Source organism: Pseudomonas sp. DCA-1 (assembly GCF_046523955.1).
GTDB classification, from domain to species: domain Bacteria; phylum Pseudomonadota; class Gammaproteobacteria; order Pseudomonadales; family Pseudomonadaceae; genus Aquipseudomonas; species Aquipseudomonas putida_Y.
Genome location: NZ_CP169881.1, coordinates 5,126,210 through 5,138,942, shown reverse-complemented (window position 1 = coordinate 5,138,942; position 12,733 = coordinate 5,126,210). Strand labels below are relative to the sequence as shown.

The window sequence follows — 12,733 nt, the reverse complement described above, 5'->3', positions numbered from 1 at the left end:
CCGATGACCCCTATTCTTGAACTGGAAAGCGCACGGCTGGTGCTGCGCCAATGGCATGACGACGACCTGCGCGAGTTCGCCGCGCTGTGCGCCGACCCGCAGGTAATGCGTTACTTTCCGGCGCCGTTGACGCGTCTTGAGGCCGCTGCGTTGATCGGCCGGGTGCGTGGGCACTTCAATGAATACGGTTTTGGTTTGTGGGCCCTGGAGCGCAAGGACAGCGGCGCGTTCATCGGCATGACCGGCTTGCTGCACGTGGGCTTTGACGCCGATTTCACCCCCGCCGTAGAGATTGGCTGGCGCCTGGCCCGTCGCCACTGGGGCCTTGGCTTTGCCAGCGAAGCGGCGTGGACCTGCCTGCGTTGTGCTTTTGCCCAATTGCGCCTGGAGGAGGTCGTGTCATTCACTAGCGAATGCAACCTGCCGTCGCAAAAGGTGATGCAAGCCATCGGCATGCAGCAGGACCCACACGGCAGTTTCGAGCACCCCCGCCTGCCCACTGGCCACCCACTGCGCCCGCATGTGTTGTACCGCATTGACCGCGCGCACTGGGAGCGCACCCTGCGCGCCTGAATGCACGGCCATGCCCGGCGCGAATGACAAACGCTGTATCATTTGCCCATCTTGGAAGGCGCTTGCCGTTACACGTTCAGCGCCTGTGAAATCGAGCGCCGCTCGGGCGGCGCATCGCGAGCTAGGCTCGCTCCTACGGAGATCCCCCGATGAGTCATGTGTTGGACGACCTGGTCGACCTGTTAAGCCTCGAATCCATCGAGGAGAACCTGTTCCGTGGACGTAGCCAGGACCTGGGCTTCCGCCAGCTTTACGGTGGGCAGGTGCTGGGCCAGTCGTTGTCGGCTGCCAGTCAGACAGTCGAGGACGCGCGCCATGTGCATTCGTTGCACGGCTACTTCCTGCGCCCGGGCGATGCCAGCCTTCCAGTGGTGTACTCGGTAGACCGCGTGCGCGATGGCGGCAGCTTCAGTACACGGCGGGTGACGGCGATCCAGAAGGGCCAGACCATCTTCACCTGCAGCGCGTCGTTCCAGTACGACGAGGAAGGCTTCGAGCATCAGGCGCAGATGCCTGACGTGGTCGGCCCGGAAAACCTGCCTACCGAAGTCGAACTGGCCCGTGCCATGGCCGACCAGCTGCCCGAGCGCATCCGCGACAAGGTGCTGTGCGCCAAGCCGATCGAGATCCGCCCGGTCACCGAGCGCGACCCGTTCAACCCCAAGCCAGGCGACCCGGTGAAATACGCCTGGTTCCGCGCCGACGGCAACCTGCCTGACGTGCCTGCCCTGCACAAGTACATGCTGGCCTACGCCTCGGACTTCGGCCTGCTGACCACGGCGTTGCTGCCCCATGGCAAATCGGTGTGGCAGCGCGACATGCAGATCGCCAGCCTCGACCATTCGCTGTGGTTTCACGGCAACCTGCGCGCCGACGAGTGGCTGCTGTACGCCACCGATAGTCCCTGGGCCGGCAATTCCCGTGGTTTCTGCCGCGGCAGCATTTTCAACCAGGCCGGGCAGCTGGTGGCATCGTCGAGCCAGGAAGGCCTGATTCGCCATCGCAAGGACTGGGCATGAGCCTGGGCGAGGTGCGCAACTGGGTGTTCGACATGGACGGCACCCTGACCGTGGCCGTGCACGACTTCGCCGCCATTCGGGTGGCGCTGGACATCCCGGCCGAACACGACATCCTCACCCACCTGGCGGCCTTGCCGGCGGCAGAAGCGGCGGCCAAGCATGCCTGGTTGCTGGAACACGAAAGGGACCTGGCAACGGCTTCCACGGCGGCCACCGGGGCGGTGGAACTGGTGCGCGAGTTGGCCGAGCGCGGGTGCCGGCTGGGTATTCTGACCCGCAATGCGCGTGAGCTTGCGCATGTAACGCTGGAGGCCATCGGCCTGGCGGACTGCTTCCCGGTGGAGCACATTCTCGGGCGTGACGAGGCTGCGCCCAAGCCGAGCCCGGATGGGCTGCTGAAGATTGCCAGCGCCTGGGGCGTGACACCGAGCGAACTGGTGATGGTGGGGGATTACCGCTTTGACCTGGACTGTGGGCGGGCTGCGGGAGCACGCACGGTGCTGGTGAACCTGCCGGACAACCCCTGGCCAGAGCTGGTGGATTGGCATGCGGCGGATTGCCGGGCGTTGAAGGTGATGCTGGGCTGACGCTTGTTTTGGCAATGCGGGCCTCTTCGCGGGCATGCCCGCTCCCACAGGTATTGCGCACCTCTCGGGGCCTGTGGTGCCCCTGTGGGGGCGGGCGTGCCCGCGAAAGGGCCGGATCTGTCTATGCTGAACCCCATTCTTTGCTCTGATACGGAGACCCACCCATGAGCAGCAAGGCCATCTACGTACAACCCGGCGGCGGCTACGACAAGGTTCAGGTCGGCACCTGTGAGGCCCAGGCCCCCCAGGCCGGCGAGATTACCGTGCGCCTGCACGCCAGTTCCCTCAACTACCACGATTTCGCCGTGGTCAGCGGCATGTGGGGCCCGAGCGAGCGACGCATCCCCATGGCCGATGGCGCCGGCGAGGTGGTTGCGGTGGGGGCTGGCGTCACTGAGTTCCAGGTCGGCGACAATGTGGTCAGCACCTTCTTCCCCGACTGGCTCGATGGCCAGGCCAATGTCGAGGGCTTTGCCGGGGTGCCCGGCGACGGCATCGATGGCTACGCCCGTGAGCAGGTGACTGCCCGCGCCACCGCCTTCACCCTGGCACCTCAGGGTTTCAGCCATGCCGAGGCTGCCACCCTGACCACCGCCGGCCTTACCGCCTGGCGCGCGCTGATGAGCGATGATCACCTCAAACCCGGCGACACGGTGCTGGTGCAGGGTACCGGCGGTGTATCGATTTTCGCCCTGCAGTTCGCCAAGCTGGCGGGCGCGACCGTGATCGCCACCTCGTCCAGCGATGCCAAGCTGGAGCGCCTGAAGGCCCTGGGTGCCGACCACCTGATCAACTACAAGAGCACCCCGGCCTGGGGTGAGAAGGTGCGCGAGCTGACTGGCAACCGCGGTGTCGATCATGTGATTGAAGTGGGCGGCCCGGCGACGCTGGAGCAGTCGATGATTGCTGCGCGCATTGGCGGGCATGTTTCGCTGATCGGCATCCTTACCGGGGTGGCCGGGCAGTTGCCGCTGGTGCAGGCGCTGGTGCGGCAGATTCGGCTGCAAGGGGTGCTGGTCGGCAGCCGAGCGCAGCAGCAGGCGATGGTGCGGGCGATCGATGCCAACGGCCTGCGGCCGGTGGTGGACAAGCATTTCGAGCTGGAACAGATCGTCGAGGCGTTCCGTTACCAGGAGAGCAACCGGCACTTCGGCAAGATCTGCCTGACCTGGTGAAGTGAGGGCAGGGTAGCTGGATGTGACGGCCACCCTGCACGCCACTCTATTCGTAGCATCAAGCCCGAGTGCCTTGCACTGCCTGACAGTCAGTCCGGCAGTAGCCGGTCGCGGCTGTTGGACAGGTGCAGGCACACCGCCGCCCGCGCGGCATCCGGGTCTTGTCGGCGGATGGCATTGAGGATCGCCTCATGCTCCAGGTTGGCCAGGTACGCTTGCCGCGCCAGCTTGGCCCCCGCGCGCTCGGCCTGGGCCATGCGGTTGCGCGGGATCATGCCGTTACCCAGTTGCTGCAGCATCTCGGTGAAGTACAGATTGCCGGTGGCCTCGGCAATCAGCAGGTGAAAGCGCCGGTCGGCTTCGATGCAGCTGTCGCCGGCAGCTGCCAGGTCCTGATAGTCATCCAGCGCCTGGCGCATGCGCGCCAATTGCCCCTCATCACGACGCAGTGCGGCCAGCGCGGCAGCCTGGCCCTCAAGGCCAATACGCAGCTCCAGCAGATCGCGCACATTCGCCGCGCTCTCCGCCGCAACGCGCAGGCCGGCCTGGGCCTGGCGCTCCATCACGAACGTACCGATCCCGTGGCGCGGCTCCACCAACCCCGAGGCTTGCAGCTTCGACAAGGCTTCGCGGACCACTGTGCGGCTGACCCCGTGCTCGCGCACCAAGGTGTTTTCCGAAGGCAGTTTGTCGCCTGGTTTGAAGGTGCCCAGCAAAATCTGCTGGGTCAGGCTGGAAACCAGGTCGTGGGCACGGCTGTGGCCGCGTTTGCGCGCGTGTTCAGGTTCCATGTGTGATCCGGTTCTTGATTGGCTTGTACGACAAGTTAATCGATAGAAATATTTTTTGCCGATTTTTCGCGCATCCAATTCAGCATGTAGTTGAGCTGTTTTTGCACGTTAGGATCAGATTGGCATTATGACAGCTTGTATTTTGCTATTTTGCCGACGTTAATGATCTTGTCGTACAACCTCGCTGCGCATAAGCTCCTCCCCACTGCCATGTCAGACAACCCGACCCGCACAAAAACAATTAGTGGGAGATCCGCAAGTGAACGACACCCTCGCTCCGTCTGCCCGGCATGAAGGCGACGCGTTGGCCAGTGCCGTGGCCAAGGTCAAGCGCCACGTCCTGCCGCTGTTCGTCATCATGTTCATCGTCAACTACCTCGACCGCGTCAACATCGGCTTCGTCCGCCCGCACCTGGAAAGCGACCTGGGCATCAGCGCTGCGGCCTTTGGCTTTGGTGCCGGGCTGTTCTTCATCGGTTACGCGCTGTTCGAAGTCCCTTCGAACATGCTGCTGCAAAAGGTCGGTGCCCGGCTGTGGCTGACCCGTATCATGTTCACCTGGGGGCTGGTGGCCACGGCCATGGCCTTCGTGCAGAACGAAACCCAGTTCTACGTGTTGCGGTTTCTGCTCGGGGTGGCCGAAGCAGGCTTCTTTCCTGGCGTGATCTACTACTTCACCCGCTGGCTGCCGGCGGCAGAGCGCGGCAAGGCGATTGCCATCTTCCTCAGTGGCTCGGCGCTGGCTTCGCTGATTTCCGGGCCGCTGGCCGGGGCGTTGATGCAAATCCAGGGCCTGGGCCTGCATGGTTGGCAGTGGATGCTGTTCATTGAAGGCATGGCCTCAGTGGCGCTGTGCTTCTTCGTGTTCTTCTGGCTCGACTCCAAGCCGCAGGACGCCAAGTGGCTGAGCGAGGCCGAGCAGGACGCGCTGGTCGCCACCATCGACCGCGAGCAGCAAGCGCGTGAGGCCATCGGCGCGGTCAGGCCGTCGGCCTGGAGCCTGCTCAAGGACCGCCAGATTGTGCTGTTCTGCCTGATCTACTTCTGCATCCAGCTGACCATCTATGCCGCTACCTTCTGGCTGCCCAGCATCATCAAGCGCATGGGCGACCTCAGTGACATGCAGGTCGGTTTCTTCAACTCGATCCCTTGGCTGATCTCGATCCTGGCCATGTACGCCTTCGCCGCCGGTTCCGCTCGCTGGAAGTTCCAGCAGGCCTGGGTGGCCGGCGCTCTGCTGGTCGCTGCCACGGGCATGTTCATGTCCACCACGGGTGGGCCGGTGTTCGCCTTCGTCGCCGTGTGCTTCGCCGCGATCGGCTTCAAGTCAGCGTCGTCACTGTTCTGGCCAATCCCCCAGGGCTACCTGGACGCCCGCATCGCTGCGGCGGTGATTGCCCTGATCAACTCGGTCGGCAACCTCGGCGGCTTCGTTGCCCCCACCACCTTCGGCTTGCTGGAGCAGCAGACTGGCTCGATCCAGGGCGGGCTGTACGGCCTGGCGGTGACCTCGGTGCTGGCGGCGATTGCCATCTTCTTCGTACGCACTCGCCCCAAGGGCGTCCCTTCCGATGACCTCAAGGCCCCTTCGGCCCTGGGCCAGACCCACTGATGACTGCGAGACAACAACCATGAATCTGCAGACCAATCCCGCCGTAAATGCCAGCACCCCGGTGGTCACCGACCTGCGCGTGGTCCCCGTGGCCGGCCATGACAGCATGCTGCTGAACCTCAGTGGCGCCCATGGCCCGTTCTTCACCCGCAATGTAGTGGTGCTGCGCGACAGCGCCGGCAATACCGGCCTGGGTGAAGTGCCCGGCGGCGAGAACATTCGCCAGACCCTGGAGGACGCCCGCAGCCTGGTGGTCGGTCAGCCGATCGGCCACTACCAGCGTGTGCTCAATGCCATGCGCCAGACCTTCGCCAACCGCGACTCGGCAGGCCGTGGCCTGCAGACCTTCGACCTGCGCATCACCGTGCATGCGGTAACGGCCATCGAGTCGGCGTTGCTCGACCTGCTCGGCCAGCACCTGAATGTGCCGATGGCAGCATTGCTGGGCGAGGGCCAGCAACGTGATGCGGTGAAGATGCTCGGCTATCTGTTCTACATCGGCGACCGCCAGCAGACCGACCTGGCTTATCGCAACGAAGCCGACAGCGATGACGACTGGTTCCGCCTGCGCCACGAAAAGGCCCTGACCCCGGAAGCAGTGGTGCGGCTGGCCGAGGCCGCCAAGGCGCGCTATGGCTTCAGCGACTTCAAGCTCAAGGGCGGCGTGCTGCGCGGTGAACAAGAGATGGAGGCCGTGACAGCGCTGGCCGAACGCTTCCCCGAAGCGCGCATCACGCTCGACCCCAATGGCGCGTGGTCGCTAAAGGAGGCCATTGCCCTGTGCCGCGACAAGCACGATGTCCTGGCGTACGCCGAAGACCCGTGCGGCGCCGAGAATGGTTACTCGGGCCGCGAGGTGATGGCCGAATTCCGCCGCGCCACCGGCCTGCCTACCGCGACCAACATGATTGCCACCGACTGGCGACAGATGGGCCATGCCATTCAGTTGCAGTCGGTGGACATTCCGCTGGCCGATCCGCACTTCTGGACCTTGCAGGGTTCGGTAAGGGTGGCGCAGATGTGCAACGACTGGGGGCTGACCTGGGGTTCTCACTCCAATAACCACTTCGACATTTCGCTGGCGATGTTCACCCAGGTAGCGGCTGCGGCGCCGGGTGAAATCACGGCGATCGACACCCACTGGATCTGGCAGGATGGCCAGCGCCTGACCCGTGAGCCGCTGCGCATTGTCGACGGGCATGTGCGGGTGCCGGCGCGCCCGGGCTTGGGCGTGGAACTGGATGAAGACCAGCTGGCCAAGGCCCATGAGTACTACCGCAACATGGGGCTGGGGGCACGGGATGACGGCGTGGCGATGCAGTACCTGATACCGGGATGGCGCTTCGATAACAAACGACCCTGCCTGGTGCGTTGAGGCTGCTGGCCTCTTCGCGGGCAAGCCCGCTCCTACATCAACCGGTGGTGTCGCTACGCACCCTTGTAGAAGCGGGTTCACCCGCGAATAGGCCCGACCTGCCGGCCAATCCCCCCAGTCATTCACCGCCCCCACCGCATTCATCAATCGGTACCGTCGCCACGCACCATCGTAGGAGCGGGTTCACCCGCGAAAGGGCCGGCACAGACAACACACATTCAAATGAAAAACAAAAGCTCCATTTGGGCCTGTGGCGCGTTCGGATATGCCATTCGCGACATTTGGCGTTGATGGAAATGCCCTGTCGTGATCGAACAGTTCCGGGGCGTTCTCGTGTAATTCCCTACAGCCATGCGGGGATTAAATGAAGCCCGCCCTGCACTGACACGTTGCTCTGTGAAGCGCTCCAAATATCAACAAAAGAGCGCGAGTAACGTGTCGACTTATTGATTTCAAAGGAGATATTTTTCGCCTACGCCTGCCCGTCCTTCCTTGTGTCAGCAAAAAGAGAACAACATCAATGAACACCGTGGGATCTGATGGCAACCTTGCACAAGGTTTCAAGCCACGTCACGTAACGATGCTGTCCATCGCCGGCATCATCGGCGCCGGACTTTTCGTAGGTTCTGGCCATGCCATCGCGGCAGCCGGGCCAGCAACCATAATTTCCTATTTCGTGGCCGGAACCTTGGTGGTACTGGTCATGCGCATGCTCGGCGAAATGGCCGTGGCACACCCCGACACCGGATCGTTTTCCACCTACGCTGACCAGGCCATTGGCCGCTGGGCCGGCTATACCATCGGCTGGTTGTACTGGTGGTTCTGGGTACTGGTCATTCCTATCGAAGCATTGGCCGCCGGGCATGTGCTGAACGCCTGGTTCCCGCAGGTGGACAGCTGGATCTTCGCCCTGGCTTCGGTGTTGCTGCTGGCAGGTACCAACCTGTTCAGCGTGGCCAAGTACGGCGAGTTCGAGTTCTGGTTCGCCATCCTCAAAGTCACCGCCATTCTGGGCTTCATCGGCCTGGGCTTTGCCGCGCTGATGGGCTGGCTGCCCAACCGCGAGGTCAGCGGCCTGAGTACCTTGGTTGCCGAGTACGGCGGCTTTGCGCCGAAAGGCTGGTCGGCAGTGGTGGGTGCATTCATCACCGTGATGTTCAGCTTCATCGGCACCGAGGCGGTGACCATCGCCGCGTCCGAGTCCAGCGACCCGTCGCGCAACATCGCCAAGGCCACTCGCTCGGTGATCTGGCGTATCAGCACCTTCTACATCCTGTCGATCTTCGTGATCATTTCGGTGGTGCCGTGGAACGACCCGCAGCTGGCGGTGGTGGGTTCGTACCAGCGTGCGCTGGAAATCATGAACATCCCCAACGCGGCATTCATGGTCGACCTGGTGGTACTGGTAGCTGTTACCAGCTGCATGAACTCGTCGATCTACATCGCTTCGCGGATGATGTTTTCGCTGGCCAAGCGCGGTGACGCCCCGGCCTTCCTCAACAAGACCTCCAAGGTCGGTGTACCGCGTGCAGCGGTGTTCGGCAGCACCCTGATCGGTGCGGCCATCGCGGTCCTCAACTACTTCGCACCGAAGGGCGTGTTCGAGTTCCTGCTGGCCAGCTCCGGCGCCATCGCCCTGTTGGTGTACATGGTTATCGCCATCTCCCAGCTGCGCATGCGCCGCCGTCTGGAGCGCGAGAACACCGAACTGAAGTTCCGCATGTGGCTGTTCCCGTACCTGACCTGGGCGGTGATCATTTTCATTGCCGGGGCGCTGGCGGTGATGATGTACACGCCTGAGCATCGGGCGGAAGTGAGCTCGACATTGGGCCTGGCGATCGTGATTTCCTTCCTGGGGATCGTGACGGCGAGGGGCCATGCGCAACCGGTAGGCGCGCGATCGATGGGGTGATTCAGTTCACCTGGCTGTAAGGCAAAGGGCACCCGAGGATGGGTGCCCTTTGTTTTTTGGGGTTTGAGCGTGCTTTTGGGTTAACAGGTGCTGGCAGGTACCCGCCCGGCAGCGCGTTTCATTGAAAATAAATGAGGTGTTTTCTCATTCTCGTTCGGCATGTAGAGAAGGCCGGATTACAGGCCAGCCCGCCGACCCCCGACACGGAGCGAGAGAATGAGTTTTACCCCGGTTCCACAGCGCCACCCCTTGAGCCGTGCCCTGCATGCTGCACTGTTGGGCCTGGCAGTCAGCACCTACGCACTGCCGTCGCTTGCACAGCCTTTGAGCGCTGATCACAACAACCCGCTCAAGCAATGGAGCATTCCTGCGGGCCCGCTGGCGCCGGCACTGGACCGCTTTGCGCGCGAGGCGGGTATCAGCCTTTCGTTCGATGCGCAGAACGTAGCCAACCGCAATACCAACGGGGTGCAGGGCGCACTGGATACACGCTCGGCACTGTCGTCGCTGCTGCGCGGAACCGAGTTGCAGATTGAGCCGCAGGGCCCGAATGCCTACCTGGTAATACCGCAGCCTAAACCTGCCGGCCCGCTGGAACTGGGCGCGACCGAGGACTACCGCCTGGCACCTGTCATCATCAATGCCAAGGTCAAGACCAGCGCCGACGATGACGCCAACTCGGTGGTTGCCAAGGAGCTGTGGGTAGGGGGCAAGGTGGCGACCAGCATCCTCAACACGCCCGCGTCCGTGTCTGTGGTGACCAACAAGGAAATGCAGCAGCGCAGCGTCAGCACCACCGAAGAGGCGCTGCAGTACACCCCCGGCGTGGTCAGCGACTATTACGGTTCGGACGACCGCAACGACTACTTCCTGATCCGCGGTTTCCAGGCCACCACCTATCGAGACGGCCTGACCCTCAGCTCGATGCGCGGTGTGCGCGAAGACCCTTACGCCTACGAGCGTATCGAAATTCTGCGGGGTGCCAACTCCACCCTGTTCGGCCCGGCAGACCCGGGTGGCTCGGTCAACTTCGTGACCAAGCAACCACGCTTCGAGAAGTTTGGCCAAGGCTACGTCACCTATGGCTCCTATGACCATGCCGAAACCGGGATCGATGTAGGCGATGCACTGAACGACGAACAAACCCTGGCCGGCCGCTTCACGGCCAAGATGCAGAACAGCGACCGCGAGTACGACCACTCCCAGGACGACAACCGCTTCGTGATGGGCGGCCTGACCTGGGCGCCAACCGATTTCACCTCGGCCACGGTGGTGCTGGATTACCTGAAGACCAACAGCTCGCCGAACAGCGGTGGCTACCCGCTGGACAAGGAGTACGACCGCAGCGACTTCTATGGCGAGCCCGGCTACAACTTCCACGATGTCGAGCGCACCAGCCTGAGCGGCAACATTACCCACGACTTCGACAACGGCTTCACCCTGCGCAGCAACCTGCGCTACAGCGAGCTGACCGATGACTTTGGCTACGTCTACCTGAGCGACAGTGCCTCGCGTGTTGGCACCACCATTCCACGCTACGTCTTCGGCACCGACAGCGATGCCGATCAGCTCAATGGCAACCTGATGCTGCAGTACGATGCCCAGTTCGAGCACATCGACAGCAGCACGCTGGTGGGCGTCGAGTACCTCGACTCGACGACCAAACAGAGCTCGGTCTACGGCCTGGCGCCCTCCATAGACATCGCCAACCCGGTGTTCACCGGCGTGCCTGGCGGCATCACGCCCTATACCCGCAAAAAGAATGACGCCACCACCAAGGCGGTTTTCCTGCAGCAGAACCTGTCGTTCTTTGACCGCGTCATCGCGACCGCAGGCGTGCGCAATGACTCGATGGACCTGTCGAGCAAGGAATACATCGGTGGCGAGCAGACGGAAAAGGACAACTTCTCCGAAACCTCCTACCGCGCGGCACTGACCTATATCGTCAACGATGAAGTGTCTACCTACGTGAGCATGGTGGAGTCCGTCTCGCCCCCGCAAGTAGGCGTTACTCCGCAGACCGGCAAGCAATACGAAGTGGGCATCAAGTATTCGCCCATGGGCATGGACGCACTCTTCTCCGCCGCTGTTTACGACCTGACCCAGGAGAACGTCACCATTGCCGTGGTGTTGCCAAGCGGCATCATCGAGCAGCAGACGGTGGGCGAGTCACGCGTGCGTGGCCTTGACCTGGAAGCCAAGGCACAAGTCACGCAGGACATCAGCGTGATTGGTGCTTACTCCTACATGGAGTCCGAGGTGCTGCGCGGATCGCTGTATGACGGCTCTTCCTTGAAGGGCAATGAGTTCACCACTGCGCCCAAACACACTGCATCGCTGTGGAGCTACTACGACATACCGGGCACTGACGTGAGCGTCGGCCTGGGCGCGCGGTATGTGGGGGCGTACTACATGGATGCTGCCAATACCAAGAAGAGCGATGGGACCACGTTGTTCGATGCGGCGCTGAACTACAAGATCGCCAAAGGGACCGACTTGGCGCTGAATGTGAGCAACCTGTTCGATGAGCAGCATGTGGTTGGGTCGGGGACGGCGAATTACTACAACCCGGGGCGGGAGGTGACGGCGAAGGTGAGTTATAGCTGGTAAGGCGGGTGAGGGGCACGGTCTTCGGCGGTGTTCGCGAGTAAGTTAGCCCCACTGGTGTGCCAACCTGAGGGGGCAACTGCCTTGCTCAAAGTCTGAAAGTTTGCGTGATCATTGTGGGAGCGGGCGTGCCCGCGAACACCGGCACAGCCGGTGCCAAACACCGCGTCGCGTTTTTTGCGGGAAGGCCAGCTCCCAAGGTTCGTCCCGGGCGACCCTAGTCCAAGCACGGTCACTGAGCTAAACGACCACGGGATAACATGCATCACCCCACAATGTATCCGGGTTATCCAGCATCAGCAGAATGATGACCGGAACCAGCTTGCCGAGCAGGCTGGCGCAGTCGCGCAGTTGATCTCGATTGACGCTGCTGTTCCAAGTGGCACCGCCATGCATGATCTGGTTGCGTAGGGTGTAGATCCGGTTGAACAACACCCCTAGCACGGCCGCGGTGTTGCGGTTGGCCAGAGCTTGCTGCGCGGTTTTACGACCTTTGGCAAAGCGTTCGGTCCAGAGTGGCTCACTGATCTTGCCGTTCTGATAATCCCAGAAACTCTGAAACACATAAGGGTTGTTAAGCAAGACGCGAATACTGCCAGAGAACTCCGACCACACCAGATTTTCGATCAGGTTGCTTTTGTCCAAGGCACAGAGTTTTTCGAGGAATGCCTTGAATGTGGCTTGTTCGGACAGGCGGAACTCTTCATCAATGTCCGTCGCGTATGCCGAGTTGAAGGCGATCCACAGAAAGATAAAGCGCCCATCAATATCATCCGTCTGTTCGGCGCGGTTCAGCCAGCTCAGTGCTCGATGAACACGCAAGGTCAGGTTGGGGTGATGGCCCTCACGTTCCTGGCGGTGTCGGGTCTTGAGTGCTTGATGGTCCATGAGGTGATGATCCTTGAGGGGGCGCACGGTCCGTAAAGAGATGATGTGTGTCTGAAAACTTTACAGTTTAATGAGCGACTCACCGTTGGCGCTGGAAGCTGTCTGGTCGAGGCACTGGAACCTGCTCCAATTGTTTACCTGTATGAACAGACAACGTGGACGCGGCCCGTCATTTTGCTTAGGGTATGGCCATT

The 12,733-nt window shown here is 62.1% G+C and carries 10 protein-coding genes; 8 read left to right on the top strand and 2 right to left on the bottom strand.

Annotated features, from left to right (window positions below; genetic code table 11):
• Positions 1–3: 3 nt before the first annotated feature.
• The 4 genes from ACE4QZ_RS24205 (at position 4) to ACE4QZ_RS24190 (ending at position 3,354) form a co-directional block, all read left to right on the top strand.
• Complete coding sequence (locus ACE4QZ_RS24205; protein ID WP_021784365.1) at positions 4–573, top strand: GNAT family N-acetyltransferase; 570 nt, start codon at positions 4–6, stop codon at positions 571–573.
• A gap of 149 nt (positions 574–722) precedes the next feature.
• Positions 723–1,592 (top strand): acyl-CoA thioesterase II, encoded by an 870-nt coding sequence (gene tesB, locus ACE4QZ_RS24200; RefSeq protein WP_003249851.1) that lies wholly within the window; start codon positions 723–725, stop codon positions 1,590–1,592.
• Entirely contained in the window at positions 1,589–2,179 is a 591-nt protein-coding gene (locus tag ACE4QZ_RS24195) for an HAD family hydrolase (RefSeq protein ID WP_021784364.1), read from the top strand. The genes tesB and ACE4QZ_RS24195 overlap by 4 nt, the downstream gene beginning before the upstream one ends.
• 164 nt (positions 2,180–2,343) lie before the next feature.
• Positions 2,344–3,354 (top strand): zinc-dependent alcohol dehydrogenase family protein, encoded by a 1,011-nt coding sequence (locus ACE4QZ_RS24190; protein ID WP_021784363.1) that lies wholly within the window; start codon positions 2,344–2,346, stop codon positions 3,352–3,354.
• Positions 3,355–3,443: 89 nt separating this feature from the next.
• Here the strand turns inward: ACE4QZ_RS24190 and ACE4QZ_RS24185 are convergent, their stop codons facing one another.
• Complete coding sequence (locus ACE4QZ_RS24185) at positions 3,444–4,145, bottom strand: FadR/GntR family transcriptional regulator (RefSeq protein ID WP_021784362.1); 702 nt, start codon at positions 4,143–4,145, stop codon at positions 3,444–3,446.
• A gap of 259 nt (positions 4,146–4,404) precedes the next feature.
• Here ACE4QZ_RS24185 and ACE4QZ_RS24180 point away from each other — a divergent pair, with 259 nt between their 5' ends.
• The 4 genes from ACE4QZ_RS24180 (at position 4,405) to ACE4QZ_RS24165 (ending at position 11,654) form a co-directional block, all read left to right on the top strand.
• Positions 4,405–5,757, top strand: coding sequence for an MFS transporter (locus ACE4QZ_RS24180; protein WP_021784361.1), 1,353 nt, complete (start codon positions 4,405–4,407; stop codon positions 5,755–5,757).
• A gap of 19 nt (positions 5,758–5,776) precedes the next feature.
• The gene (gene gudD, locus ACE4QZ_RS24175; protein WP_021784360.1) at positions 5,777–7,132 is read left to right on the top strand and encodes a glucarate dehydratase; all 1,356 of its coding nucleotides are present in this window, start codon (positions 5,777–5,779) and stop codon (positions 7,130–7,132) included.
• 520 nt (positions 7,133–7,652) lie between these two features.
• Positions 7,653–9,044, top strand: a complete 1,392-nt coding sequence (locus ACE4QZ_RS24170; protein ID WP_103469505.1) for an amino acid permease — start codon at positions 7,653–7,655, stop codon at positions 9,042–9,044.
• 216 nt (positions 9,045–9,260) lie between these two features.
• Positions 9,261–11,654: a TonB-dependent siderophore receptor gene (locus ACE4QZ_RS24165; protein ID WP_410480230.1), complete on the top strand. Its 2,394-nt coding sequence runs from the start codon at positions 9,261–9,263 to the stop codon at positions 11,652–11,654.
• 237 nt (positions 11,655–11,891) lie between these two features.
• Here ACE4QZ_RS24165 and ACE4QZ_RS24160 read toward each other — a convergent pair whose 3' ends face one another.
• Complete coding sequence (locus ACE4QZ_RS24160; protein ID WP_021784357.1) at positions 11,892–12,539, bottom strand: HEPN domain-containing protein; 648 nt, start codon at positions 12,537–12,539, stop codon at positions 11,892–11,894.
• Positions 12,540–12,733: the final 194 nt, after the last annotated feature.

Coding starts and splice junctions, on each gene's coding strand:
- ACE4QZ_RS24205 (WP_021784365.1), top strand. CDS start 4: ATGACCCCTATTCTTGAACTGGAAAGCGCACGGCTGGTGCTGCGCCAA.
- ACE4QZ_RS24195 (WP_021784364.1), top strand. CDS start 1,589: ATGAGCCTGGGCGAGGTGCGCAACTGGGTGTTCGACATGGACGGCACC.
- ACE4QZ_RS24170 (WP_103469505.1), top strand. CDS start 7,653: ATGAACACCGTGGGATCTGATGGCAACCTTGCACAAGGTTTCAAGCCA.
- ACE4QZ_RS24165 (WP_410480230.1), top strand. CDS start 9,261: ATGAGTTTTACCCCGGTTCCACAGCGCCACCCCTTGAGCCGTGCCCTG.
- ACE4QZ_RS24190 (WP_021784363.1), top strand. CDS start 2,344: ATGAGCAGCAAGGCCATCTACGTACAACCCGGCGGCGGCTACGACAAG.
- ACE4QZ_RS24185 (WP_021784362.1), bottom strand. CDS start 4,145: ATGGAACCTGAACACGCGCGCAAACGCGGCCACAGCCGTGCCCACGAC.
- ACE4QZ_RS24160 (WP_021784357.1), bottom strand. CDS start 12,539: ATGGACCATCAAGCACTCAAGACCCGACACCGCCAGGAACGTGAGGGC.
- gudD (WP_021784360.1), top strand. CDS start 5,777: ATGAATCTGCAGACCAATCCCGCCGTAAATGCCAGCACCCCGGTGGTC.
- tesB (WP_003249851.1), top strand. CDS start 723: ATGAGTCATGTGTTGGACGACCTGGTCGACCTGTTAAGCCTCGAATCC.